Origin of the sequence: Sulfurovum sp. (genome assembly GCF_015493435.1) — a bacterium.
Classification (GTDB): Bacteria; Campylobacterota; Campylobacteria; order Campylobacterales; family Sulfurovaceae; genus Sulfurovum.
The window spans coordinates 15,554-40,774 of the sequence record NZ_WGDD01000032.1; the positions used below are offsets into that span (position 1 = coordinate 15,554).

At 46.5% G+C, this 25,221-nt stretch carries 22 protein-coding genes; 5 read left to right on the top strand and 17 right to left on the bottom strand.

Features of this window, described 5'->3' with window-relative positions; genetic code table 11:
• Window positions 1-84: 84 nt before the first annotated feature.
• From nuoN to F8L24_RS06200, 15 genes are read right to left on the bottom strand one after another with little or no spacing between them, the layout of a single operon-like run.
• Window positions 85-1,575 carry an NADH-quinone oxidoreductase subunit NuoN gene (gene nuoN, locus F8L24_RS06130; protein WP_294953213.1) on the bottom strand — a complete coding sequence of 497 codons (1,491 nt, stop codon included), beginning with the start codon at window positions 1,573-1,575 and terminating at the stop codon, window positions 85-87.
• The gene (locus tag F8L24_RS06135; RefSeq protein ID WP_294953216.1) at window positions 1,575-3,110 is read right to left on the bottom strand and encodes an NADH-quinone oxidoreductase subunit M; all 1,536 of its coding nucleotides are present in this window, start codon (window positions 3,108-3,110) and stop codon (window positions 1,575-1,577) included. The genes nuoN and F8L24_RS06135 overlap by 1 nt, the downstream gene beginning before the upstream one ends.
• 11 nt (window positions 3,111-3,121) lie before the next feature.
• Window positions 3,122-5,017 (bottom strand): NADH-quinone oxidoreductase subunit L, encoded by a 1,896-nt coding sequence (nuoL, locus tag F8L24_RS06140; protein ID WP_294953219.1) that lies wholly within the window; start codon window positions 5,015-5,017, stop codon window positions 3,122-3,124.
• 2 nt (window positions 5,018-5,019) lie between these two features.
• A complete protein-coding gene (gene nuoK, locus F8L24_RS06145) occupies window positions 5,020-5,322 on the bottom strand; it encodes an NADH-quinone oxidoreductase subunit NuoK (RefSeq protein WP_294953221.1) in 303 nt (100 codons plus the stop codon).
• Window positions 5,319-5,882: an NADH-quinone oxidoreductase subunit J gene (locus F8L24_RS06150; protein WP_294953224.1), complete on the bottom strand. Its 564-nt coding sequence runs from the start codon at window positions 5,880-5,882 to the stop codon at window positions 5,319-5,321. Before F8L24_RS06150 ends, nuoK begins: the two co-directional genes overlap by 4 nt.
• Before the next feature lie 11 nt (window positions 5,883-5,893).
• On the bottom strand, window positions 5,894-6,517 hold the full coding sequence (nuoI, locus tag F8L24_RS06155) for an NADH-quinone oxidoreductase subunit NuoI (RefSeq protein WP_294953226.1): 624 nt from the start codon (window positions 6,515-6,517) through the stop codon (window positions 5,894-5,896).
• Between the two features lie 9 nt (window positions 6,518-6,526).
• Window positions 6,527-7,558, bottom strand: coding sequence for an NADH-quinone oxidoreductase subunit NuoH (gene nuoH, locus F8L24_RS06160; protein ID WP_294953229.1), 1,032 nt, complete (start codon window positions 7,556-7,558; stop codon window positions 6,527-6,529).
• Between the two features lies 1 nt (window position 7,559).
• Window positions 7,560-10,022, bottom strand: a complete 2,463-nt coding sequence (locus F8L24_RS06165) for an NADH-quinone oxidoreductase subunit G (RefSeq protein WP_294953232.1) — start codon at window positions 10,020-10,022, stop codon at window positions 7,560-7,562.
• Window position 10,023: 1 nt separating this feature from the next.
• Window positions 10,024-12,282: a 2Fe-2S iron-sulfur cluster-binding protein gene (locus F8L24_RS06170; RefSeq protein ID WP_294953235.1), complete on the bottom strand. Its 2,259-nt coding sequence runs from the start codon at window positions 12,280-12,282 to the stop codon at window positions 10,024-10,026.
• Between the two features lies 1 nt (window position 12,283).
• On the bottom strand, window positions 12,284-14,293 hold the full coding sequence (locus F8L24_RS06175) for an FAD-dependent oxidoreductase (protein ID WP_294953238.1): 2,010 nt from the start codon (window positions 14,291-14,293) through the stop codon (window positions 12,284-12,286).
• Complete coding sequence (locus tag F8L24_RS06180) at window positions 14,293-14,931, bottom strand: NADH-ubiquinone oxidoreductase subunit E family protein (RefSeq protein ID WP_294953242.1); 639 nt, start codon at window positions 14,929-14,931, stop codon at window positions 14,293-14,295. The genes F8L24_RS06175 and F8L24_RS06180 overlap by 1 nt, the downstream gene beginning before the upstream one ends.
• An 8-nt stretch (window positions 14,932-14,939) precedes the next feature.
• Window positions 14,940-16,169 (bottom strand): NADH dehydrogenase (quinone) subunit D, encoded by a 1,230-nt coding sequence (gene nuoD, locus F8L24_RS06185; RefSeq protein ID WP_294953245.1) that lies wholly within the window; start codon window positions 16,167-16,169, stop codon window positions 14,940-14,942.
• An 8-nt stretch (window positions 16,170-16,177) separates the two neighbouring features.
• On the bottom strand, window positions 16,178-16,963 hold the full coding sequence (locus F8L24_RS06190; protein WP_294953248.1) for an NADH-quinone oxidoreductase subunit C: 786 nt from the start codon (window positions 16,961-16,963) through the stop codon (window positions 16,178-16,180).
• Complete coding sequence (locus F8L24_RS06195; RefSeq protein ID WP_012084008.1) at window positions 16,963-17,481, bottom strand: NADH-quinone oxidoreductase subunit B; 519 nt, start codon at window positions 17,479-17,481, stop codon at window positions 16,963-16,965. Before F8L24_RS06195 ends, F8L24_RS06190 begins: the two co-directional genes overlap by 1 nt.
• Window positions 17,463-17,852: an NAD(P)H-quinone oxidoreductase subunit 3 gene (locus F8L24_RS06200; protein WP_294953251.1), complete on the bottom strand. Its 390-nt coding sequence runs from the start codon at window positions 17,850-17,852 to the stop codon at window positions 17,463-17,465. The genes F8L24_RS06195 and F8L24_RS06200 overlap by 19 nt, the downstream gene beginning before the upstream one ends.
• A gap of 183 nt (window positions 17,853-18,035) precedes the next feature.
• Between F8L24_RS06200 and F8L24_RS06205 the strand changes: the two genes are divergently transcribed.
• The gene (locus F8L24_RS06205) at window positions 18,036-18,437 is read left to right on the top strand and encodes a rhodanese-like domain-containing protein (RefSeq protein WP_294953255.1); all 402 of its coding nucleotides are present in this window, start codon (window positions 18,036-18,038) and stop codon (window positions 18,435-18,437) included.
• A 140-nt stretch (window positions 18,438-18,577) separates the two neighbouring features.
• Here the strand turns inward: F8L24_RS06205 and F8L24_RS06210 are convergent, their stop codons facing one another.
• The gene (locus F8L24_RS06210; RefSeq protein WP_294953258.1) at window positions 18,578-20,311 is read right to left on the bottom strand and encodes an ATP-binding protein; all 1,734 of its coding nucleotides are present in this window, start codon (window positions 20,309-20,311) and stop codon (window positions 18,578-18,580) included.
• A gap of 89 nt (window positions 20,312-20,400) precedes the next feature.
• On the opposite strand from F8L24_RS06210, the gene F8L24_RS06215 reads away from it, so the two are divergent.
• Window positions 20,401-20,817 carry a DUF1566 domain-containing protein gene (locus F8L24_RS06215; RefSeq protein ID WP_294953261.1) on the top strand — a complete coding sequence of 139 codons (417 nt, stop codon included), beginning with the start codon at window positions 20,401-20,403 and terminating at the stop codon, window positions 20,815-20,817.
• Between the two features lie 37 nt (window positions 20,818-20,854).
• Here F8L24_RS06215 and F8L24_RS06220 read toward each other — a convergent pair whose 3' ends face one another.
• Window positions 20,855-21,244, bottom strand: coding sequence for a response regulator (locus F8L24_RS06220; protein ID WP_294953264.1), 390 nt, complete (start codon window positions 21,242-21,244; stop codon window positions 20,855-20,857).
• Window positions 21,245-21,513: 269 nt separating this feature from the next.
• Between F8L24_RS06220 and F8L24_RS06225 the strand changes: the two genes are divergently transcribed.
• From F8L24_RS06225 to F8L24_RS06235, 3 genes are all read left to right on the top strand, one after another.
• Complete coding sequence (locus tag F8L24_RS06225; RefSeq protein WP_294953267.1) at window positions 21,514-23,346, top strand: HPr family phosphocarrier protein; 1,833 nt, start codon at window positions 21,514-21,516, stop codon at window positions 23,344-23,346.
• Window positions 23,339-24,727: a PTS transporter subunit EIIC gene (locus tag F8L24_RS06230; protein WP_294953270.1), complete on the top strand. Its 1,389-nt coding sequence runs from the start codon at window positions 23,339-23,341 to the stop codon at window positions 24,725-24,727. The genes F8L24_RS06225 and F8L24_RS06230 overlap by 8 nt, the downstream gene beginning before the upstream one ends.
• A gap of 179 nt (window positions 24,728-24,906) precedes the next feature.
• A complete protein-coding gene (locus tag F8L24_RS06235; RefSeq protein ID WP_294953273.1) occupies window positions 24,907-25,110 on the top strand; it encodes a hypothetical protein in 204 nt (67 codons plus the stop codon).
• The last annotated feature ends 111 nt before the right edge of the window (window positions 25,111-25,221 follow it).

Sequence of the window (25,221 nt, forward strand, 5' to 3'; positions counted from 1 at the left end):
ACCGCTTCATCCGGTCCGTGTAAAAAATAACACTAACCGGAAGGATCAAAAAAGGTGCGTAGATACGCACCCTACGATGGCGTTTTAATAACCTGAAGCCGAGATCATATAGTATATATAGGATACCAGCGGCTGTACATAGAAGATCGCTGCCACCGTAGCCAGTGTCGCAAACCCTACCACAGCCATCAAAGGCTTGGATGAATTATATTGTACTGTATCGACATCTTTTACCGGTTCTTTCAGGAACATGTAGACAACAAGCTTCAAATAGTAGTATGCCGCGATCGCTGAGTTAAGTCCCATCACGACAGCCAGCCATACATACCCTGAATTCACCGCTGCCTGCATGACATAAATTTTACCCCAGAATACCGAGAATGGAGGAACACCTGCAAGAGACAGCATAAAGATCGCCATGATCACTGCACCGACAGGCCGGATACTGATCATACCGGCAAATTTTTCATACGGATGGTCATATCGTGCATCGAATCTTCTGACTTTATGTCTCGAAATCCAAAGCATCGTGAAGGCTCCCAGGTTGGTAAACATAAAGAGTGCATAGTAGAAGAAAATAGCTGTCGTACCTTCTGTTGTATCAAGTGCCAGTGCTGCAATAATAAAACCGGCATGGGAAATAGACGAATACGCAAGCATACGTTTGACATCTTCCTGAACCAGGGCCATGACATTTGCCAGTGTCATGGTAAGTACGGCAAGTACGATAATCACGATACGGACCCATTCAACACCAAGGTCGATATACATACCGAAAATCCTGATGGAAACAACAAAGGCTGCTACCTTTGGAACTACTGACATATATCCTGCCAACGGTGCAGACGCACCTTCATACACATCCGGTGCCCATGTATGGAACGGGAAGAGAGAAAGCTTAAAGGCAAAGGCCACCAGCAGAAGCACAGCAGATCCGAAGACTGCTATCATCAATCCTGTTTCATTCATACGTGCAGCCAATACATCCGCTACCCTGTAGAGTTCAATAGAACCTGTCAATCCGTAGATCACGGCTGACCCCATAGCAAAGAAGCCGGCTGCCAGCGCACCCATAGTGAAATATTTCACTGCCGCCTCATAGGAATTGCTTCTGTTGTGCAGTGCAATAAGCGTATAGAGTGCAAGTGATGCTGTTTCCAGACCGACAAAGATCAGAATCAGGTTGTCACTTGCCACCATAAACTGGAATCCCGCAACCATGAACAGGAACAGTGCAAAGAACTCCGGATAGGAGTACTCATGAAAACGCTTTGAAGTCAGCGCCAACGGTGTAAATATAATGGAAGCTACAATGATCAGAAGCTGCGAAACGATGGAAACCCCATCGATCAGCATAACATCAAAGAAACCCCGTTCATTCACATTGAGCCCCAGTGTGGCACCAAAATCAACCACCAGTACCAGAATGGTCAGCATCACATAGAGAGACTTGTGCAGTTTCCCATTGATCAGGTCAAGTATCAGGATAATCAAACCACCGGCAACTGCAATAAGCATTGGTGCGAGTGTAATGAGATTAAGACTTTCCAAACTTACATTAATAGGCTGTAACATTACTTAACCTCCCCTCTGTTTAGTGTTGTTTTAGAAACTTTGATCATATCTTTTGCCTCTTGGGTGATCGCTTTGGCATCCATAAATGCCAACATTGCCTTCACAGAATTATCAATCGGCGCAAGTACCGGTTTGGGGTAAACCCCAAGCCAGACAACGATAAGAACCAAAGGTACCAGAGACCATGTCTCTTTACTGCTTAAATCTTTAAGTGTTTTATTGGCTTCATTGGTCACCGGCCCGAAGAAACTCTTTTTAAACAACGTGAGCATATAGATCGCCCCGATGATAATGGATGTACCTGCAAGAGCAGTCAATACCGGTGATACATGATAGAATCCGAGCAGAACCAGGAATTCACCGACAAATCCGATCGTTAGCGGCAAGCCGACGGAAGCCATCAGCATAATACCGAAGATCACGGCATACTTTGGCATCACCGATGCCAATCCGCCGAATTCACTCATCAGCTTTGTATGTCTTCTGTCATAGATCACGCCGACAAGCATAAATAATGCACCCGACACGATACCGTGTGAGAGCATCTGGAAAACAGAACCACTGATACCTTCGGCATTCATGGCAAAAATACCGAGCATGATAATACCCATATGAGACACAGATGAATACGCAATAACCTGTTTCATATCTTTCTGTGCATAGGCGACCATTGCTGTATAGATGATCATTACAATGGAAAGCGCAGCGATCGGCATGATTGCCATGACAGAGGCATCAGGGAACATGGGAAGTGAGAATCTTACGAAACCGTATGTACCCATTTTCAACAGGACTGCTGCAAGAATGACGGAACCGATGGTAGGTGCCTGACCGTGTGCATACGGCAGCCAGGTATGGAACGGGAACATCGGAACCTTGATCGCAAAACCGACGAAGAAGGCAGCAAAGAGCCAAAGCTGATAATTGACCGGAAGCACCAGTGCATACCAGTCTGTAATAGCAAAACTCCATACCCCGGTAAGATTATGGTAAACATAGGCTACGAACAGCATACCTACCAGCATGATCAGGGACCCCGTAAAGGTATACAGGAAGAACTTCACAGCCGCATAAACTCTGAGCGGTCCGCCCCATGCACCGATAATATAAAGCATCGGCACAAGCGAAAGTTCCCAGAAAAGGTAGAAGATAATCGCATCAAGGGAAACAAAGACCCCTACCATTGTCATTTCAAGGAAAAGCAATGTGATGATCATATTTTTGATATTCTCTGTAATACTCATACTCATCATACCGATCAGCGTCATCAATGTCGCCATCAGAATAATGAAGAGAGAAATACCGTCTACACCAAGATAATAACTGATACCAAAATCAGGAATGATAGGAATCAGTTCGACAAACTGCATTCCTGCATTTGCCGTATCAAAACTGAACCACAGCCAGACAGAGAGAAGAAACTCGATCGCTGCTACAGTAATACCGTAGGCACGTGCACTCTCTTTATCTACAACAAATCCCAACAATCCAGCGATTGCAGGAAAAAACACCAATATACTTAAAATATTTTCCATCTATCTTCTCCTTACACAAACATCGCTGAAATGACTGCGATAACCAATAGGAATACAGAACCCACAGCCATCCAATTCAGATAGTTGGACAGGTTACCTGTCTGCATCTTTCTTGAAGCATCCCCGCTCTTATAGAGGAATTTGGCAATGCCGTCAACGGTTGCATCTACAATTTTCATATCTACATCTTTCCACATCATTTCCGAGAGCATCGCATACGGCTTTGTAATGATTGCTTCATACAGATTTGGAATATAGTACTGATTTGCCAAAAGTTTGTATGTGAAACTGTTCTCCAGTTTCTTGTCTCTTTTGAGTCCCTTATAGTACTTTCTGTATGCCAGTACAATACCGCCTACCGCAAAGGCAAGGACAATCAGTCCCAGCATCATTGAAAGATGGTGTGTATGCTCACTCATATGGTAGTCTGGCAGCAGCTTGGTTACAAAGTGCTCAAACGTACCCTGTGCAAAACCGGCTATCACTGCAAGTATTGCCAACGGTGACATTGCAATAAGAACATATTTATACATTTCATGCGGATGAATACCGAATGCTTTGTATCTTTCGTCCCCTTCGAAAGTAAGGAAGACCTGTCTGAAGCTGTAGAATGCAGTCATACCTGCCGTCACGACAAGGATAACCCATAGAAACAATGTTCCTTCATTGAAGGCCGTTTCGATGATGGCATCTTTGGAGAAGAAACCTGCAAACGGAGGAATTCCTGCCAAAGCCAGGGAAGCGACTCCCATATAGATATAAGTCCACTTCATCGCTTTTTTCAATCCACCCATTTTGAAAATGTCAAGTTCATCATGCATTGCATGCATCACGTTACCTGCACCCAGGAAGAGCAGTGCTTTGAAGAAAGCGTGTGCCGCGAGGTGGAAAAGTGCGATCCAGTAAGCTCCCAGACCTGCCGCCGCAAACATATATCCCAGCTGAGAAAGTGTCGAGAAAGCGATAATACGCTTCAAGTCTCTGTTGACCAGTGCCATGGATGCCGCAAAGAAAGCGACAAAGGTACCCAGGGCCGCAATAAAATAGCTTACCTCCGGCGTCATGGAAAAGAGCGGATTCGCTCTGATCACAAGGAATACACCGGCAGTTACCATGGTGGCCGCATGGATCAATGCAGAAACCGGCGTCGGGCCTTCCATTGCATCTGTCAGCCAGGTATGGAGCGGGAACTGTGCCGATTTACCCATTGCTCCGATAAAGAGTGCGATCGCTGCCGCATTCAGTACCGAGCCGCTCAAATCAGGAAGTGCCGCGAACACCACATCATACTGCAGACTGCCAACATTCCAGTAAAGGATGAAAAGTCCGATCAGCATTCCAAGGTCAGCGATACGGTTCATAATAAATGCTTCATTCGCTGCCCAGGATGGAGAAATAGAGGGATTCTCTTCTCTGGATACATCTTCTTTGTGATACCAGAAACCGATCAGAAGCCATGAACAGACCCCCACACCTTCCCATCCGATGAAAAGTCCGGCAAAGTTATCTGACATAACAAGGATCATCATCGAAAAAACGAAGGCTGACAGGTATGAGAAGAATCGGTTGAAACTCTTATCATGGTCCATATATCCTATAGAATAAACATGAACCACTGTCGAAACAAGTGTGACAACGGTCATCATGGTCACGGAAACCTGATCCACCACAAAACCGAACGGAATATGAAGATCACCTGCAGAGATCCAATCCATCATTGTAACATGTATGCCTGCCCCTGTGGTCCAGACATGAAATGCCAGCATAGCCGAAGCACAGAACGATGCAAAAAGCAGCAGAGACGCTACAATACCTACAAATGTTTGTTTTGGACTCATTCCGAACAAAGCTGCGAACAGCGAACTCGCAAACGGAGCAAACAGTGCTATATATACTAAAGTTTCCATCATTACCCCTTCATATTTGCAAGATCATCAAGATCGAGACTACCGTGTTTTTTATACAATACGATCAGTATACCCAGACCAACGGCCACTTCACTCGCAGCGATCGCGATAATAAAGAATGCAAACATTTGACCCGTAAGATCATTATAGTAGTGTGAAATCGCTGCAAATGCGATATTGACCGCATTGAGCATCACTTCCGTTGCGAAGAAAAGCATTAAAAGATTTCTTCTTCTCAATACACCCATCAACCCGATAGAGAAGATCAGTGCTGAGATGACAAGATAGTGAGTTAAACCTATCATTTTACATCCTTTTTTATCAAGATTTCATCATCTACACAAGTGTCCTTGGTGAGACTCTGATCCATTTTCTTACCGGCAAGGATAATCCCTGAGATCATCGCTACCAATAACATAACCGCTGCAACTTCAAACGGGATAAGATACTTGGTAAAGAGTACGATACCGACATCCTGTGCATTCCCGACACCTTCATGCATCGGATAAAGCGCCTGGATCGATTCATTGTAGATCGGTGCAGCGAACATCAGTACCAATGACAGGGCGCTCAAACCGCCCAATACAAAGATCAAGGCAGGATTGGTATTTTTTTCTTTGATCGATTTGGTTGAATCAAAGAACATCATTGCAAACGAATAAAGTGCCATAATGGCACCGACATATACAATGAGCTGAACCACACCAAGGAAATCTGCCCCCAGAATAAAGAAAAAGCCTGAGATCAGCACCATCCCTGCAGCAAGCGATGTCATGGCATACAAGACATTCTTGCTAAAGACCGTGATGAGGAAAAGTCCTATTGTTAAAGCCGAAAATAGGTAAAAGGCTATTGTTTCATACATATCTGCTCCTCCTAATACGCTAATGGCGTTTTTTTGATATTTTCATCAGCATTCGGTGAGACAGCGCCAAATCCGTCATATTCCTGCTGAAGGTTGAGTTTGTCGATCGGTGTCAACATATCTTCAAAAAGTGAGAAACTCGCTCTCTGCTCGGAAGCTGTTTCATATCTCGGTCCATGTACGATCGCCAGTTCCGGACATACTTCCGCACAATACCCGCAGAAGATACAGCGTCCGAAGTTGATCGTATATTCACTGACTTCTTTTCTCTGGTTTTCATCGTATCTTGTATCCATTGTGATACAGTTTGAAATACAGATCTTTTCACACAATCCGCATCCGATACATCTGTAATGACCGCTTTCAAGCAGTCTGAGCATATCATGGATCGCTCTGTATCTCGGAGAGATCGGCAGTTTTTCAAACGGATATTTTACTGTATGCATCTGTCCTTTGAACAGTGCATTGATCATTTCCCGCATTGTGACCCAAAGTCCTACAAGCAGTTCGCCCTTGAACGTCCTGTCTAAGACCTGCTTGAACTTACCCATGCCTGTTTCGGGACTCTGCCCAAGATCAAGCATCTTATAGTTCTGTGTACCTACATTTCTATTTTTAAATTGTTCTAAACCCATACCTGCTCCTTACACCATCATCACAATACCTGTGATCACTATATTGATCACAGCTATCGGCATCAATACTTTCCAGCACAGCCACATCAACTGATCCGGTCTCACATGCGGCCATGCTGCTCTGACCCATAGCATCAGGAAGAAAAAGAACCCTACCTTCAGAATGATCGTCAGCCAACCTATACCCACTTCGCTGTAACCACCGAGGAAAACAACTGCCGCAATGATAGAAATAGTGATCATATTGGCATATTCACCAATAAAGAACATACCCCATCTCATACCCGAATACTCTGTTGCATATCCGGAAACCACTTCCGCTTCATGCTCAAGGAGGTCGAACGGTGTCCTGTTCGTCTCGGCAAACCCTGCAATAAGGAAGAGTACGAACGCAACCGGCTGCTGCCAGATAAGCCAGTGGCTGATGCCGCCTGCCTGTGCGTTATTGAAGTCAACGAAAGAAAGTGAACCTACCAGCATGATCGGAGCCAGGATGGAAAGACCTGTCACTACTTCATAACTCAAAAACTGGATTGCCGTTCTTGCCGCACCGATAATACCCCATTTGTTCGCCTGTGCCATACCTGCAAGCAAAGGACCATAAAGTCCTGCCGCCATCATTCCCAGCACAAAGAGAATCCCGATATTCAGGTCTGCCGCAATAGAAGGTACAAAAACACCTCCAAGCAAAGGCACCCACTCAGGAATGGTAAAGTCCGGGAATACCGGTACTGCAGCCAGCGCAATAAAGGCTGTTGCTGCCGTAATGGAGGGTGCGATCTTGAAGATAAGGGAGTTTGCATTCTGGGGGACAATATCTTCTTTGGTAAAAAGTTTGATACCATCCGCCACAAGCTGAAGCAAACCGTAGGGACCTACGTGCATAGGTCCGAGTCTTCTCTGCATGAATGCCAGTACCTTTCTTTCAATAAAAGTACCGAAACCGGCGATCGCCGCGATCACTGCCAGAATAAGGATGGCTTTAATGATAACACCGGCCGCCGTCACTTCCGGTAAATTTTGTACGAGTGTTGTTTCCATATTACACCTTTCTCATTGTTACTGTTTGATATCTGGCCGGGCCAAATAGCTCATACACGTTCTGAGCACTCTTGAAATCGGACAGTTTTGTGATATCACCGGTCATCTTCTCATCCGCGATCACATCGACGACGATACTTCCATTCCCGAATACCACTTCCACTTTCTCTCCAAGCGCCTCAGCTTTCTCGGCACTGGCATACAGACCGAACGGTTCAAATATCTCATGTGCCTTGTCCGAGAAGTCGGAAAACTGTCTGGCCGGGTTGCACCGGTACACGATCTCGCCTTCCAGTGCTGCATGCTCATCGAACTTCTCTACAGAAGGTGTTTTAGCCTTTCTGTTGGATGTTTTCAACAAATAACCCCTGTTCTCCGTACCGTCGTTGCTGTAACCGTTCGGCAATGCATCGAACTCTATGGCACGGAAGCCCTTTGAAGCAGGCAGCCTGACAGTCCAGTCAACGGTCAGGCTTTCCCCTTCCTCAATGAGTTCCGAGACAAGGTCATTCAGCTCATATCCGCCGTATTCGACAGCGGCATTGGTCGGTACCACTCTCTTGGAAATATTGGTGAAGGTCCCTTCCTGCTGGTTCATCGCCGGCATATCCAAGTCTCCGTCACCCAGTGCGGAGAGTCTGAAATCGCCGATCTCGTTATATCCGATCGTATAGCCTTCGGCTTCATCATCAAGATCACAGATCAGCGCTACACCGAGCGCATTGGCTTTTGGCGGAGCCATTACGACATCGATCTCGGAAGTCTCTTCGATCAGGGCAATGAGTTTCGCCAGGTTCTCCGCTTTGTCATGATAATAGAAATCTTCACCGATCATCATGGAGAAGGATTCTTTTTTCTTCATCATTTTCTCAAAGGTATCTGTAAAAGTAGAAGAATTGCCGCCAAGCAGGTCTACCAGACCGTTCTTCTCGACCGTGATCTCTTTGTCTACCATTTCAGGGACTTTCTTGGTCACTTCTTTGCTCTCGCCTGTTTCCTCATCAACCACGGTTTCAGTCACATCCTTCATCACTTTCTCTTTGATCGTCTTCGTTTCGGTCGTTTTGAAACTTGCAAGATATTCTTTCACCTCTTCAGGCAGTTTCTCTTTGTCGGCAAAAAGATCGAGTACAAGGTAAAGGGCAGCCTCTTCCAGACCCGGTTTGTGGGTAAAACACTCCACATTTTTACCAAAGCTTGGAATGAGGGTATCGGCAATCGGATGAAAATAGAGTCCCGCCCCCTTGTTCAGCTTTTGAACATTGTTGAAGGCATACTTCATCCCCGGTGCATCATTTCTGAGTGCAGAGCCAAGGGCAATGACAAAGTCACTCTTTTTCATGATTGCATCGTTGTCCGTCGTCCAGAATCTATTGCCTGAAGCTTTTTGATAATAGCCGAGGAACTTCTGGAAAGCGCGTACTTCAGGATTATAAAGTTTCAATCCCCTCTTTTCCTTGAGCGTCTGGAGCATCAAGGCTTCTTCATTGGTGATCACAGAATTGAAACGTACGGTCTGCGCATTTTTGAATGCTTCCAGTGCTTTTGCGAATGCTGCTTCATCTTTTGTAACATCAGTATTTTCAAAATCATAGGCAAAACGTGCTGCACCGTCCAATGAAACATAGTTCCACTCATTGGTCACACGGAAGATCTTTTCATTTCTGTTCTCAATGGAAGCAGGTTTCACTTCGTAATAAATCTGGAAACCGTCCGAAGAATGTGCAGAAACTGCGGGAATCCTCTTGAGGTCCCACGCGTTTGATTTATACTGGAAATCTCTGCTGACCAGTGCACCTACCGGACAGACAGCCGCACATTCGCCACAGTCCGAACAGTTCGTATATTCTGTTCCGTTGCTTGGTGCGATGACAGATTTCTGCAGTTTGTTCCACATTGCATAGGCATCTTTCGGCATCGTTTCTTTAAAGCCTTTGTCAAGTGCCTCTCCGCCTCTTTTTACGGTAGTAAGTGCCGCATCTCCGATCATATCTTTACAGACGGTCGTACAACGTTCACATACGATACAGAGACCTGCATCGTAATGCAGTACGGAACTCCAGTTCTTGACCTCTCTTTTGGTATCCGGAATCATGTAGGACTGTGAATCCACACCGAGTTCAAGCGTATAATTCTGAAGTTCGCACTCTCCGCTCTTGTCGCAGACGCCGCACTGAAGCGGGTGGTTCACGTCATAAACTTCCATGATCGCACGACGCTCTTCAAGAATGTTGGGTGTATCGACCGTGATCTCCATACCCTCCTTGACTTTTGCGTTACATGCATATACCTGTTTTCCGTCGGCCTCTACCAGACAAAGACGGCACGCCAGTGTTGGCGAACATCGTGTCAAATAACAGATCGCGGGAATAAAAATATCGTTGGCACGTGCGGCATTGAGGATATATTCACCCTCTTTGACCGCGACTTCCCTGCCATCGATTTTAATATTGACTGTACTCATATTAATTTCCTGCCCTTTCAAAATCTAACCTCTTAAATCTATAAGAGGATACCAAAGCTCCACTTAATCCCATGTCAAATGTCGGATTAAGGGCGATGGTTCCTTTCATGGTTGTGTCGATCTTAAACAGTCGATCGAAATCCACACCATCGATAGCGAACGTGATACGGTCACCATCTTTCAGTCTGGTTGCCGTAGCGAACTGCTGTGAACCCAGAAGTACGGCTTCGTCTTCCAACAGGGATGACTTGGCTGTAAAAGCCGAGAACTGTTCGACAGGATCGCAGCGGTATACTACAGCTCCGTCATAGCCTTCGAGCTCTTCCACTTCGTCAAAATTTCTGCTGACAGAAACCTTTCGGGCCTTCAGCAGATAGCCTCTGTGCTCAGTGCCTACACTGTCAAAATAATCCGGAAGCGCATCGAATTCAATCGCTTCAAAACCCTTCTCTTCCGGCAGTATTTTCGTATATTCAATGGTATATTCCGCATCCATTCCCAAAACATTGGCGACATCATTCAAAACATAGCCCCCATACGGAAGGGCTGCATTCATAGGTACGACACGCTTGTCCACTGTAGTAAGCGTACCCTCCTGCTGATTCATTGCCGGCATGTCAAGATCACCGCCGCCCAATGCGGAAAGGGTAAAGTCGGCAGGCATATTGTAACCGACCGTAGCACCTTCTGCTTCATCATCAAGATCACAGACGAGTGAAATACCCATGGCATTACCCGCTGGAGGGACACAGACCACATTGAAACCGGCATACTGTTCAAGCAGTGCTGCCAGTTTCGCGATCTGCTCTGCTCTGGGATGGGCATAAAGGTCAGAGCCGACTACCAAAGAGAATCCGCTCTTCTTCAACAGAGATTTTCTCAGCGCTTCAAGCTCCTCTTCCCCTACATTGGTCTCGGCTGACAGATAGCCGATATCGAGATCATCCAGGAAAGAACGTACCGCTTTGGGCAATTCTGTTTCTTTAAGCAGTGTATCGGCCAGCAAAGCGGCCACACCCTCTTCGCTTCCCACTTCATATTTAATGAACTGTGTCACGATATTCTGTATCTCTTTGTCTTCGATCGGATGCATATAGGCGACTCTGGCCTGATGCCACTTGCTTGCCATATTGACATGATATTTCACCGCTGGTGCATCGTCATTGATTCGCGAACCGAAAATGATCACCGCTTTTGACTCGGAAATACGTTTAAGGGTACCGCCATAGAGATGTTTTCCGGTAATATTGCCGTAGGCCTGCATAAATTTCTGGTAGGCTCGCGCTTCGGGGGAGACCAGTTTGAAACCGAGCTTCTCTTTGAGTTTCTGAAGGATCAGCGCTTCTTCATTCGAAGTCTGGTTCGACAGAAGGACCGTATCTGCTTTGTTGAAAGCTTCAACCGCTTTTGCAAAAGCCTCTTTGTCTTTTGTCACACCTTCATTGGCATAGTCAAAACCGAATCTGCCTGCGCCGCAGAGAGTACTGAATTCAAACTCGTTGGTCACACGGTAGATCCTGTCCTGCTTCACTTCGTAATACATCTGGCATCCGCCGCCGCAATGCGGACAGGCACTCGGAATCTTCGTCAACTCCCAGGCATTGGCCGTGTATTTGAACTTCGTACTGACCAGTGCCCCGACAGGGCAGACCGCTGCTGCTTCACCCAGAGAAGCGTAGTTCTTCTCTTTTTTGGTATTGACAATGGTTGATCCGTATCCGCCGAACTTGATCTTGAGCGCTTCATCCCCCGTGATCTCGGTCGAAACACGTACACACTTCTCACACATGATACAGAGTGCAGGGTCGTAGGAAACATGTCCCCAGTTCTCTACCGGCCTGTTCTGGTCTCTTGCCGTGAAGTCCTGTGCCTCGAGGTTGAACTCCATGGTCTTGTTCTGAAGGTCGCATTCCCCACTTTTGTCACAGACACCGCATTCGAGCGGATGGTTGACATTATAGAGCTTCATAATGCTCTGGCGTTCCTCAAAAAGGGCATCGCTGTCAGTAGTAATGACTGCGCCGTCCGTCGCTTTTTCCTGGCAGGAGAGGATCATCCCTTCCACACCTTCGACCTCTACCACACACATACGGCATGAACCTATCGGCTGGACCTTGGTCAAATAGCACATGGTCGGGACATAAATATCATGCTCTCTGGCGATCTCCAGTATGGTTTTGCCAAAAGTACTTTTGAACTCCTGACCGTTAATGGTAACGCTGATCTCTTTCCCGGTATTCATAGAATTATGTGCACTCATATTACACCGCCACCATTGAAATATAGTAACATCGCATACATCTTTCCGCTTCTGCGATCGCTTCTTCGCCTGTAAATCCGAGATTGACTTCTTTGTTGTTGCTCTTTCTTTCGTCTACACCGAGTTTTTCACTTTCGGCTCTCGGAAGTCCCGGCATCCAGCCTGTGATCTTTTCCTTCTTGTCATACACCCTGAGTTTGGCAAGATGGTCTTCCATGATCTCGTCATCTGTCAGGGTACATTTTCCGTCATAGATATAGCGGCTGATGACCGAAGCGGCACGCCGTGCCTGTCCCACTGCATTGACGATGGTCATAGGGCCGTACTCACAGTCACCCGCGGCAAAAAGCCCCGGACGGGAAGTCATGAAATCTTTTCCGTTCGTCAAAATACTGTTCCAGGATGTCATTTCAAGATTCCATTCTTCAGGCAGAAGCTGTGTATCCAGTGCCTGGGAAACCGCCGGGATCAGGTAGTCACACTCGATCTCGAAGTCACCGCCTTCAATCTTGACAAGCTGTGCACGCCCGCCGTTAGGGTCCGGTACAAGCTCGAAACGGTTCACTTTGAGTTTCGTGATATTTTCACCGTCATCAAATATTTCTTCAATCGCAGAATGGAAGATAAATTCCACCCCCTCTTCGACTGCTTCATGATATTCTTCATAAGTCGTGTTGCGAATGATCGTTTTCTCATCACGGCGGTAGAGCATGATCACCTTCTTCGCGCCTTCACGAATGGAGCATCGGACGACATCCATCGAGGTAAACCCGCCGCCGACACAAACAACAACTTTGTCTTTAAGTTCATTGGAAGCGGGTGACCCGATGTTGTATTTATGCCAGAGATTGACTTTGTCCAGCATATCGATCGCACCCCAGTAGCCGCCCATTTTAGTGTTTTCGTTCTCAGCACGCACTTTTTTCGAAAGTCTCGCGCCAAATCCGAGCAGTGTCGCATCATATTCGGCATCGAGCTCCTTGAGACGCTCTGCATTCACTCTGTAATTATTGGTGATACTTACCGTCGGCATACTGAGTACCAGCTCAATGTCCTTGTTGTACTTGTCCACAGGCATTCTGTACTCAGGTACACCTACCGCGACTTCACCGCCATTGACAGGAAGTTCTTCAAAGATATCAACCTGTATTCCTTCGAGTGCCAGATAATATGCCGCGGTCAATCCTGCGGGACCTGCACCGACGATTGCCACTTTTTTGCCATCGTTTCTCGGAGGCTTCGGCGTTCGAGGATGCAGCCATTCAAGATCATGGTCCGTTTCATAGTCCGCACCAAGACGCTTCAGCTCCATAATAGAGATAGGTTCATCGAGGTTTGCACGCCGGCAAGCATCTTCACACGGATGGGGGCAGACACGCCCGCAGGTATGTGCCAGAGGCATGGTCTGTCTTGTCGCTGCCAAAGAATCGGTAAAGACCATATCTCTTACCCCTTCTATATAGGCGGGAATATCCACGTGTGCAGGGCACATATCTGTACACGGTGCAGTGACCTTGGCGATATAGTCCGTATTGCCGCCGTAATGCCTCGACGGGATCTGCAGTTCGATACAGGTATCGAACTGCGCTTCGTAATGTTCCATCAGATCAAGGATCGGTTTGGGGACTGTTTTCCCGATCTCGCATTTTGATGTAGCCATCATCGTTTTGCTGATCTCTTTAAGATGGGCTATGTCATCATGCGAACCTTCTCCTCTGGCGATCTTGTCAAGCAAATCGTACAGAATCCTGCCGCCCCATCTACCCGGTGCGCAGCGGCCGCAGGCTTCGGAATATTCCTGATACTGTGCCGCATACTTCGAAGCCAGTTCCACCGCATCGATATCTTCGTCAAAGATGGCAACACCATCCCAGCCGATGAACGCTTTGGAGTTCTTCTCCCCGTGATAGGTTTCAGGCAGTTTGAATTCGGACTGGCTCGACTCGTCAGAGGATTTACCGCGGTTGTCGATAAACTCGCCTCTCCAAGTTGAGAATACAATTCCAGACATTATTTAGCCTTTGGTTTTCTGGCAGTGTTTCTTCTGGCTGCAGATTTTTTTACAGGCTTTTTTGCGGGTGCCGGTTTTTCTGCTTTTGCAGCTGCTTCTTTGGCTGCAGCTTCCTCTGTCGCCTTTTTTTCCGCTTCGGCTTCTTCTGCCGCTGCTTTTTCTGCTTCAGCTTTGGCTTTAGCCTCTTCTTCCGCTTTTTTGGCTGCATCTTCCGCCGCTTTCTTTTCTGCTTCCGCTTTGGCAGCCGCTTCTTTGGCTTCCGCTTCCGCTGCTGCTTTTTCTGCTTCTTCTTTGGCTTTTGCCTCTTCGGCTGCTTTCAGTGCAGCGGCTTCTTCCGCCCCTTTGGCCGCTTTTTCTGCGGCCGCTTTGGCAGCAGCGATTTTTTCGGCACGTTCTTTTCTTACTTCTTCATCCACTTTTTTGACGACGACCGTCCAGTCCACTTCATTGAACTTCAGTGAATTCATCAGATCATGCCCTGTTTCTTTAATGACATCGGCAGACTTTTGAATGGAAGAGAAATCTCCTACTTCGAAAAGGAAGATGCCTGCTTCTCCGACTTTCAGCCCGTTATCGATAAGTTCGACCATTCTGTCATAGAAATCGTCATGTAAATGTCTTAAATCATATCTTTTCATAGTCTCTCCTATCTGTCAACTTCACCGAATACGATATTGGTAGAACCAATGATCGTAACGACGTCAGCAATATATGTTCCTACAAGAATTTCCTGCAGCAGTCCTGTATGGAAAAAACTCGGTGCTCTACACTTCAGTCTGTAAGCATACGGTTCACCTTCCGACTTAATATAGAAACCAAGCTCGCCTTTTGGTGACTCTGTCGGTACATAGACTTCACCTTTAGGCGGTCTCATACCCTGTGTGACCAGAACAAAGTGCTGCATCAACGCATAGTTCTGTGTCATGATCTCCTCTTTCGGAGCTGAAATGTACTGCGGAGCATGTGCCATCAGCTGAGGATCGGATTCTTTGTACATCGGTACAAGCTGTCTCAAAATTCTCGTAGATTGTTTCATCTCTTCCATATAGAGTCTGTAGCGTCCGTAGGAATCACATCTGTTACTTACAGGAATGTCAAAGTCAAGTTCACCGTAAAGCTCATACGGTTCCTCTTTTCTGATATCCCAGTTGACACCGGAACCTCTGAGCATTGGTCCGGTACAGCCCCAGGAAAGCGCATCTTCTGCCGAGATAACCCCGACATCTTCCAGACGCATTTTCCAAATACGGTTTTCCTGAAGCAGAGCATTATAGGTATGCTCCAGCTCATGATCTACTTTATCACAGAATGAGATCATGTTAATGATCCAGTCTTTCGGGAGGTCAAGAGGCACTCCGCCGATACGTACAGATGAGTGGGTCAGTCTGGCACCGCAGTACTCTTCCATCAGGTCCATCGCATATTCACGTTCACGGAAAGCATACAGAAATACGGACATAGCACCGACATCGAGGGCATGGGTTGCAATAAAGAAAAGGTGTGAGATGACTCTGTTCAATTCAAGCAGCATCGTTCTGATCACCTGTGCACGTCTTGGTGCTTCAATACCAAGCAGTTTCTCTACAGCCAGGGCATAGGCATAGTTGTTTGAAGTAGACGCGATATAGTCAAGTCTGTCCGTCGTTGGCAAAAACTCATTATAAGTCATGTTCTCTGCCATTTTTTCGATACCTCTGTGAAGGTAACCAATATCCGGATAGGCTTTAACGACCTGTTCACCATCCAGTTCAAGAACCAGTCTTAACTGACCGTGCGCAGAAGGGTGCTGCGGACCGAAGTTGATGACCATCGTATTGTCATCTCTCTCAAAATTGAGGTTTTCAAAAAACGGGGTTAGTTTATTGGGTTGTTGCATCTTCTTCCCTACCTTCTCTCATCTAATTGCTTGGATGAATTTTTATTGTAATCCACAAGGATCGTTTCACTGTATTCGATTGGCTGCTCTTTCTCTCCTTCGGAGATATCGGCACCGAACGGTACTTCGTATCCGACTCTGGAGAAACGCTTCGTATCGTATCTGTCAATACGCGCAGGGTCTCTGTTTTCCGGCCCGATCACATCTCTGTACTCTTTGCCGAAGATCTTGTCGACTTCATACCATGAAGCGAATTCATCGCCATGCAGCGGATAGGTTTTCAAAAGCGGGTGTCCTTCCCAGTCATCCGGCATAAGAATACGCTTGAGGAAAGGATGGTTGTTAACCTTGATACCGAACATATCGAACATTTCACGCTCAGCAAAGTTCGCCGATCTGAAGAGCGGTTCGATGCTTTCGATCGCTTCCTTTTCTTTGATGCGTGTCACTACTCTGACTCTTTTGGCTTCGGTAATGTTGAGCAGCTGCCAGAACAGTTCGAACTCTCCGTCCTGTGCAAGATAGTCCACGGCGGACTGCTCGGAACACTGCGTATAGCCGCACTCTTCTTTAAGGGTTTTCATGACATCAAAATTATCTGTTGATTTTATGTGTATGACAAGCTGACCGACAGAGACATAGGACTCTTTGGCTTTTCTGCCCAATGCTTTGACGACATCGGCAAAATGGCTTCCTGCCTCTACTTCTGTCTGCGGCACACGCGGCGCGACCCAGTATCTGTCCGTATAATAGGACTTTTTCTGTACATTGTCTTTGGGAGTATATTTTCTCATTACACCAACCTCAAATTCTGTTTTGTATTGTTATTCATATTGGCAGACTCTCTTCTGATCTTCTTTTGAAGCATCATCAACGCATACTGAAGCGTCTCCGGTCTCGGTGCACAGCCCGGAAGGTAAATATCTACCGGTATGATCCTGTCAACCCCCTGCACTGTCGCATACGTATTGAACATACCGCCGGTATTGGCACAGGACCCCATGGAGATAACCCACTTGGGCTCTGTCATCTGGTCATAAAGTCTTCTCGCGAACTCAGAGTGTTTTTTGGAAAGTGTTCCCGCAAGGATCATGACGTCCGCCTGTCTCGGGGAAGCCCTGAAGATCGTACCCATACGGTCGAAGTCGTAGCGTGATGCACCCGATGCCATCATTTCGATCGCACAACATGCGAGCCCGTATGTCAGTGGCCAGAGCGAGTTCGAACGCCCCCAGTTTACCAATTTGTCTACCGACGTCAATGCTATCGGCAAGCCTGCTGCTGAGGCATAATTTACTTGATGCTGTGCCATTCAAGTGCTCCTTTCTTCCATGCATATACAAAACCGATCGCGAGTAATACGATAAAGAGTATCATCTCCGCAAATCCGAACCAGCCAAGCAGTTTAAAGTCGATCGCCCACGGGAACATAAAGATGATCTCCACATCGAAGAGGATGAAAAGAAGTGCGATCAGATAGAACTGCGCCGAGATCGTGTTTGGCTGTTTAGTGACTTCCGGGCCACATTCGTAGATGGTAAGCTTGAGCTTTTCCGTATCAAGTTTGGCCAGTTTTCTACTGACAATACGTGCCAGTGCGAGTGTTGCAGGAAATGCAACGGCTGTCAAAGCAAATAAAACAAAGACACCGAAATACGGGTGTTCTGTAATTACATGAGTCATAGTTATCCCTTTTCGTTATTTGAGAGTTTTCTCAGAATATCACTTTTATACTATCCAAAAGAGTATTAAAGTAGTTGAGCACCTATTTTTGTTTCCGAATGAGAAAGTGTGACTGTAACTAAGTGAAACAGAAAAACAGCTACAATGTCGGTTGAATTATCATGTTTATAAGGATTTGCTGTAATGAAAAAGACCAATATTCTCTACTGGATCGCAATGGCAGGCGTGCTTTTTTACATTGCCTATACTAAAGGCTGGATCCTTGCACCCTTTGAATCGATCAGTCCCAAACAGGCTGCTCTACTCATAGAGAAAGGTGACAATGTTTCGCTTTTGGATGTCAGAACCATCCCGGAATACAAAAGCGGTCACATCAGAGGTGCCCAACTCATCCCGCTGGGCCAGCTTGAGAGCAACCTTGACAAGCTCAAAACCGACAAAAACAAAAAGATCATCGTCTACTGCCGCAGCGGAAGCCGCAGCGTTGCAGCTTCACGCATTTTGGAAAAGCACGGTTTTGTACCGCTCAATGTAAAACAGGGGATGATCGGCCTGCGGGGGACCGACCTGGAGATCGTGAAGTGATTTTAGGATTTGTGTCTGATTGAAATGCATGGGTTCGTGGTGCTGTCGGGGGACAGCACCCTACGCGAATTGCAATATGATCATGAATACCCACGTAGGGTGCCGTGTCCCCACGGCACCATTTCAGTTTTTTTCCGGGTTTATACCTTGAAGCCCATACTCTTTGCCCCGTCAAAACTGGAACCCATCTCTTTTTCTATTTCTTCAAGAAAATCCTGGTTACTGAAAACACTTTCCTCTCTTACAGCCACTTTATATGCCGTATTTTTGATGACAAGATTGATCTGTCCGCCTGTCAATTCATATTTTGAGAGTGCTTCTACATTGAAACCCTCATCGTAGTCCGCTTTTTCGGGGAGCATGAACTGCCAGAGTCTCAGGCGCTGTTTTTTGCCCGGTTTCTTGAACTCTATTTTATAGTTGAAACGTCTTGAAAATGCTTTGTCAATGTTCCCCAGCAGATTCGTTGTCGCGATGAGGATGCCTTCGAATTTTTCTATCTGCTCGAGGAAGATATTTTGCATCTGGTTATGCATTTTGTCTGCCGAAGAGCCTGCCCCTTCACTGCGCGAACTGAGGAACTGGTCGGCTTCGTTGAGAAGCAGAATGGGGTCGACCTTTGCTTTTCGGCTCAGTTCTTTGAAGTCATCGAAGATCCTTCTGACATTCTTTTCGCTCTCGCCCACGTACATGGAGAGGATCTTTGAACAGTCAAAAGAGAGAATAGGACGCTTGAGCGTTTTGGCAAGGCTCATCGCTGTCATCGTTTTTCCCGTACCCGCGGCACCGTAGAAAATGATACGCGCATCAATACCTTTGCGTTTGTCTTTGATGCCCCATTCTTTGAGTTTTTTGAACACTTCCTTGTCAACCTGTTTAACAACATTGTTCAGTGTTTCCCTTGTTTTGGGATGCAGTACGACATCATCAAGCGTTGTAACGGGCTTGAGGTACTCGAAAAGCTCCTGTTCCTGTACCAGAGCATCAAGCTTGAGTTTCGTCACCTTTTTCTTTTTCTTGGGATGGATGATCCGCTGCATCACCTCTTCCTGCAGGTAGAAAGAACGGCTTACCCCGCCGAACATGTTGAGAATTTCCTCATAGTCGATGATTCCCTCAGTAATGAGTTTTGCGCCATCTTCAAGCAGGGCACGGTTCTTGATCTTTTCATATTCGTCGAAGGAGATCAGTTCTATAAGCGTGTTCATATCGCGGAATTGCCCTTCTCCGCCGCTGTACTCTTCTTTCAGCAGCGCAAGAAAAATACGCTGTTCTTTTTCATCAAGCTGTTTTTCGCTGAAAAATTCCTCTACAACGATGGCTGTCTCCGTGATCTTTACTCGCTCTTCGATACGTTTTGTCAACAATGTCAACTTGTTCTTCAGCCGGCCTATGCTCAAAGAGTTGTCCGCAAAACCCTGCTTGAACGTAGCGATCTTATGCAGCAGGGCAACCATGTCGAACTGATCCTGAAGATATTCAAGGTGGTCCGTATAGGGTTTCACTTCAGGCAGGGAGAGTTCTAAAGAGCCTTCTTCAAGCAAGCGAAGCAGCGAGATGCTCGGAGTGATCGAAGTATTTAAAAGTTCAAGCTGTGAAGTTTCGTGTGCCTTGACCTGTCCGAAACTCATTTGTATGAACCAGCCCAGGTCGAGCAGGTTTTTGACCACATCCAGTTTTTTCAGATAGGCATATCCCGGCTGGGAAAATTTGTCCTGCAGCAGTTCAAGGACAGAGATTTCCTCAATACCTTTGACATACCTGCGGCAGACATACTGAATGAGTTCTGCTTCTTCTCTGGTACATTTCAAATGTTTGAAGATCGATGCTTTTGACACATCTTTTGTTTCTATAAAATCAATGAGATATTTCAATCGTTTTCCTGTAATCATGCATATTTTTTGTTTGAGTATAACAAATATTTGATATACTCTTACTAATCACTTTTTTTCGGAGGATCATAATGTATAAACTTTTCTTAGCGTTCATTGCCCTGACTGCCCTTCTTGCGGCAGAAGCCACCATGGTCAAAGACAGCCGGCACGGTCTGATGTGGGAAGACACACCGCACGTCAGAGAGACCAAGGTCACACAGCCGCGGGCAAAAGAATACTGCAGCGAACTCAAACTGGGCGGATTTGACAACTGGAGACTGCCGACGATCCATGAACTGCTTACGATCGTTGACTATCATCGTGTTTCTCCAGCTCTTCCCAAAGCATTCTCTTACGTGGAAGATGAATCCTTTTACTGGACAAAAACACATGTTGCCGATGAGGATGATGCATTCTGGGGTGTGAATTTCAAACGCGGCGCAAGCAGCAAGGCATCTCAGTACTATGACCGCTATGTCCGTTGTGTCCGTGATTTGAAAAAATAATATCTTCTGTCCGGCTCTCCGGTATGCAGGGAATACTTCAGTCTTCTTTGAAATAGAGGGAGAGCTTCTCTGTAAACGTATTGATGTCATAGGGTTTGAGAATAAAATCATTCGCGCCCATTTTTCGGAACTCTATTTCATCGAGTCCGTCAACCGTAATGATGAGCACCGGCAGGTTATCCATAGATTTATCGGCTCTGATCTCCTGAAGTATTTCCCTGCCGCTTTTCCCTGGCAGGTGCAGATCAAGCAGAACCATATCGATCTGGGGCTCTCCCGACGACAGCATCTGCAAGGCTTCGTCTCCGTCATCTGTCGACACGACCGTGGCATTTATGATCCTGGAAAGGATCGTTTCAATGAGCTGGATATTGAAGGTGTCATCCTCAACGATCAGTATATTCTTGCTTATATTTTTAAATTCCATTCTTTCCCTTTCTAATATATCTCCGGCTATTATATATCATTTAAAATAAAATCATCATATTTCCTATGGAGGGATTTGACTCATAGTTATTTCTGATTAAAAATTTGATATACTGCCTCTACTCGGATCATGCCATAGAATACCGGTCTTCAGCATATCGCAGGTATGCACCAAACAGGCACTTACAGCATGTTGGCCATTTAAGTGTATCATCCGGGATAAAATAAAGGGTACCTCTAATCATAGGTGCCCTAAAACGGAAGCGTGTAATGCTACAACTTTTTCAACAGCTTTTTGGGAAAAAGCCCCATACCATACAGCTTCATATCTCTTCAGCCAACGGTTTTCATCTTCGGCCCGTTGCGGAATTCGTCAACACGGCAAAAACATTCGCCTGTGACATCAGTGCCTTGCACCAGCACAAAAGCGTCAGTGCCAAAAGTGTCAATGCGCTGCTTTCCCTCGGGCTTGAAAAGGGGGACAGCTTTACACTGCTTGCCCGGGGCAAAGATGCCAAGGTGGCCACAGAAACACTTCAGGCACTCTTTGCACGTTTGATGCAGGAGGACAAAGAGGTCAGCACATTGGGCAAAGAGACCAAAGTCTATGACGGACAAATCATAGAGGGGGAGATTATTTCCAGAGGCGTGGTCATTGCACCTGTCTGCCGTTATGCGGAACGCGAATTTGCCACAGAAGCCAGGCTGGACTTTTCAGAAGCGCTTGCAAAAAGTTTGGATGAGCTGGAAATACTTTACCTTGCGCACAAAGAGGAGGAAAACGGCAGTATCTATCTTGCCCAGAAAGCACTTTTGCATGCTATAGCAGACGATCTTGACTCATTTGAAACGTTTGAACTGACCATTGCAGAAGCGTCTGCCCATCTTACGGGAAGCAAAATGGCATCCAAGATCATAGACTATCAAGATATTCTCCGGCGTGTCAAAAACCATATGGGGATCAAAACAGAAATGATCCTTCCTGAAACTTCCGCCATTCTTTTAGCCGAAGATCTTCTTCCCAGTCAGATAACGCAACTTCGCAGCAGCCGTGTTGAGGGGGTGGTACTCAAGGAAACCACCCTGACATCACATACCGCCATTTTGCTGCGTGCTGCGGGTATTCCCTCGCTTATCGCCGACTACAGTACGGTGGAAGAGCACAGCAGGGTCATTCTTGATGCCAACAGCGGTATGATAGTGTCAAAACCGAGCGAAAAGGATCTTACCGAAGCAGAAAAACGCAAAACAGAGGACAGAAAGCAAAGAAACATTGCTGCAAACAAACGTTTTGAAAAAGCACTGACCCGCACACAAAAACAGATTCATATCCTATCCAACGTCACCGATATCGATTCGGCAAAAGAAGCCAGGGCAGAAGGGGCGGAAGGGATTGGACTTTTGAGGACCGAATTTCTTTTTAAAAACAGAAAACCTTCCCTGGAAGAGCAAACAAAGGCGTACACAGAGATCTTTTCCTGTTTTGAAAATATTACCGTACGTACCCTGGATGTAGGCGGAGACAAAAAACTGCCCTATCTCACGCTGCAGGAAGAGGACAACCCCTTCCTCGGCATACGGGGTATACGCCTGTTCAAAACACATCCACAGCTGATGGAAGAGCAGCTGCATGCTATCTTTCTGGCTGCCAATGGACGCCCGATCAAAGTGATGTTCCCCATGGTCAGCACCGTCGAAGAGTTCATGCACGCCAAAGCGTTTGCTTTCCGGACAGCGGAAAAATATGACCTTGACATTTCCGCTATGCTTTTCGGCATCATGGTAGAAGTACCTTCCGTACTCTTTTTGATCAAAAATTTCAACAGGGTCACGGACTTTTACTCCATCGGGACCAACGATCTCACACAATATTTGTTCGCCATAGAAAGAACCCACCCTTCGCTCAAAGTCGATGAACACTCTTCCGTAGTATTTGACGCCATCAAAACAGTCATTGACCAGGCAGACAAGCCGGTCAGCATCTGCGGAGAACTGGCTGCCGACCCTAAAGCTGTAGGGACACTGCTGAAGATCGGTATTGAGACACTGAGTGTATCACCCAAACGCATTGCAGCCACCAAAGAGGAGATCAGACATGTTTAGTCTTTTGCAAAAGATCGGCAAGGCACTCATGACCCCTATTGCAGTATTGCCGGTTGCGGCACTGCTGCTGCGTCTGGGTTTTGGAGATATTTTCGACGGGCAGACCGCCCTCATTATGAAAAGTGCCGGAGAGACGGTGTTCGGCAACCTCGATCTGCTTTTTGGTATTGGTATTGCCTACGGACTGGCCAAGAACCACGATGGTGCCGCGGCACTTTCCGGTGCCATCGGTGTGCTCATCGCCAAGGCCGTGTATGTCAGCATTGACAAAGATGTCAACATGGGAGTCTTTGTCGGGATCATCATCGGTGTCCTTGCCGGAACGCTCTACAACCGTTTTCACAATATCAGACTGCCGGAATTTCTCGGTTTTTTCGGAGGCAAACGTTTTGTTCCCATCATTACCTCTATTGCCGCTATATTTGTAGGTATACTTGCCGGATATTTCTGGCCTTATGTCCAAAACGGCATTGATGCTTTCTCCAATATGATCATCGGGCTTCATGAGTTCGGAACCTTCCTTTACGGTGTACTCAACCGTCTGCTCATTCCACTGGGGCTGCATCATATTCTCAACTCGATCTTCTGGTTCCAGCTCGGAGAATATACCTATGTCAAGAACGGTGTGGAAATGGTAGCCAATGGAGATCTGCACCGTTTCTTTGCCGGAGACCCTACTGCCGGAATCTATATGTCGGGTTTTTATGTCGTGATGATGTTCGGACTGCCGGCCATGGCCCTGGCGATCTACCTCAACACGCCAAAAGCCTATCGGGTCAAAGCAGGTGCCATTCTTGCAGGGGTAGCTTTCACCTCCTTTTTGACCGGCATTACGGAACCGATGGAATTTCTTTTCCTCTTTGCTGCCCCGCAGCTTTTTATCCTGCATGCCGTTTTGACAGGCTTGGCACTTGCCACGGCACAAATGCTCGATATTCATGCGGGATTCGGTTTTTCTGCAGGCTTTATCGACTATGTCATCAATTATAAACTGGCGACCAATCCCATTTTGATTTTACCGCTGGGTGCCGTGTTTGCAGTGATCTATTTCGTCTCAAGCTACTACCTGATCAAACTGCTTAAACTCAAAATCATGGAAACAGAACTCGCCGATGATACAAAAAAAGAGAACCCAAATACCTCTTCGGAAGCGGAAGCATTCATCGCAGCACTGGGAGGCAGAGAGAACATTCTGAACACCGATGCCTGTATCACCCGCCTGCGTATGAATGTAAATGACAGCAGTTCCCTGGAAGACAAGGACTTTACAGCCTTGGGAGCCAAAGGGGTCATACGGCCGGACAAAGGCTCGATACAGATCATTCTGGGAACCAAAGCAGAAAAAGTGGCAGAAAAGATCAGAGATGTGCTGACCCGATAAACCCCGGGAAATCCTTGTTCTCCTGAAACCAATATGCTGCCTCTTCCAAAGTAGCGCCGAGGTAATACTGGGGTAATAGTCCTATCTTATAATTTTGGGGTCGGACAGCAGATATCCGATACAATTATTTTATCCACAGTGATGCATAGAACATTGCTGCGGTTTTCAAAGGACGAATCATGAAAAAACTTCTTACATTTGCAAGCATACTTGCACTCACAAGCCTCTTTGCACATGCAAACGATATGGAAAAGGTAAAATCCACCATCACTATGGCGGCACAAGACACCACACAGGCAGCTCCAGGTGAAGAGCCACAGGTTCCGAAAACAAAACAGGACGACAAGAACAGCAGCGAAAAGGATCAGACAGAAAACAAATAACGTACCAAAAACATAACTCCTAAATTTTCCTTATACTCCTTCCCGGCAATATGCCGGGGCATATCATCCTTTTTCCATTTCATCATACCTTGTGATAGATATAGTAAACCA

What these genes read in the sequence shown, in the direction of transcription:
- F8L24_RS06225 (WP_294953267.1), top strand. Translation starts at nt 21,514, where the DNA reads ATGCTACAACTTTTTCAACAGCTTTTTGGGAAAAAGCCCCATACCATA.
- F8L24_RS06195 (WP_012084008.1), bottom strand. Translation starts at nt 17,481, where the DNA reads ATGGCACAGCATCAAGTAAATTATGCCTCAGCAGCAGGCTTGCCGATA.
- nuoI (WP_294953226.1), bottom strand. Translation starts at nt 6,517, where the DNA reads ATGGGTTTAGAACAATTTAAAAATAGAAATGTAGGTACACAGAACTAT.
- F8L24_RS06220 (WP_294953264.1), bottom strand. Translation starts at nt 21,244, where the DNA reads ATGGAATTTAAAAATATAAGCAAGAATATACTGATCGTTGAGGATGAC.
- nuoN (WP_294953213.1), bottom strand. Translation starts at nt 1,575, where the DNA reads ATGTTACAGCCTATTAATGTAAGTTTGGAAAGTCTTAATCTCATTACA.
- F8L24_RS06190 (WP_294953248.1), bottom strand. Translation starts at nt 16,963, where the DNA reads ATGAGAAAATATACTCCCAAAGACAATGTACAGAAAAAGTCCTATTAT.
- F8L24_RS06200 (WP_294953251.1), bottom strand. Translation starts at nt 17,852, where the DNA reads ATGACTCATGTAATTACAGAACACCCGTATTTCGGTGTCTTTGTTTTA.
- F8L24_RS06235 (WP_294953273.1), top strand. Translation starts at nt 24,907, where the DNA reads ATGAAAAAACTTCTTACATTTGCAAGCATACTTGCACTCACAAGCCTC.
- F8L24_RS06180 (WP_294953242.1), bottom strand. Translation starts at nt 14,931, where the DNA reads ATGAAAAGATATGATTTAAGACATTTACATGACGATTTCTATGACAGA.
- nuoL (WP_294953219.1), bottom strand. Translation starts at nt 5,017, where the DNA reads ATGGAAACTTTAGTATATATAGCACTGTTTGCTCCGTTTGCGAGTTCG.
- F8L24_RS06215 (WP_294953261.1), top strand. Translation starts at nt 20,401, where the DNA reads ATGTATAAACTTTTCTTAGCGTTCATTGCCCTGACTGCCCTTCTTGCG.
- nuoK (WP_294953221.1), bottom strand. Translation starts at nt 5,322, where the DNA reads ATGATAGGTTTAACTCACTATCTTGTCATCTCAGCACTGATCTTCTCT.
- F8L24_RS06150 (WP_294953224.1), bottom strand. Translation starts at nt 5,882, where the DNA reads ATGTATGAAACAATAGCCTTTTACCTATTTTCGGCTTTAACAATAGGA.
- F8L24_RS06230 (WP_294953270.1), top strand. Translation starts at nt 23,339, where the DNA reads ATGTTTAGTCTTTTGCAAAAGATCGGCAAGGCACTCATGACCCCTATT.
- nuoH (WP_294953229.1), bottom strand. Translation starts at nt 7,558, where the DNA reads ATGGAAACAACACTCGTACAAAATTTACCGGAAGTGACGGCGGCCGGT.
- F8L24_RS06175 (WP_294953238.1), bottom strand. Translation starts at nt 14,293, where the DNA reads ATGTCTGGAATTGTATTCTCAACTTGGAGAGGCGAGTTTATCGACAAC.
- F8L24_RS06135 (WP_294953216.1), bottom strand. Translation starts at nt 3,110, where the DNA reads ATGGAAAATATTTTAAGTATATTGGTGTTTTTTCCTGCAATCGCTGGA.
- F8L24_RS06205 (WP_294953255.1), top strand. Translation starts at nt 18,036, where the DNA reads ATGAAAAAGACCAATATTCTCTACTGGATCGCAATGGCAGGCGTGCTT.
- nuoD (WP_294953245.1), bottom strand. Translation starts at nt 16,169, where the DNA reads ATGCAACAACCCAATAAACTAACCCCGTTTTTTGAAAACCTCAATTTT.
- F8L24_RS06165 (WP_294953232.1), bottom strand. Translation starts at nt 10,022, where the DNA reads ATGAGTACAGTCAATATTAAAATCGATGGCAGGGAAGTCGCGGTCAAA.
- F8L24_RS06170 (WP_294953235.1), bottom strand. Translation starts at nt 12,282, where the DNA reads ATGAGTGCACATAATTCTATGAATACCGGGAAAGAGATCAGCGTTACC.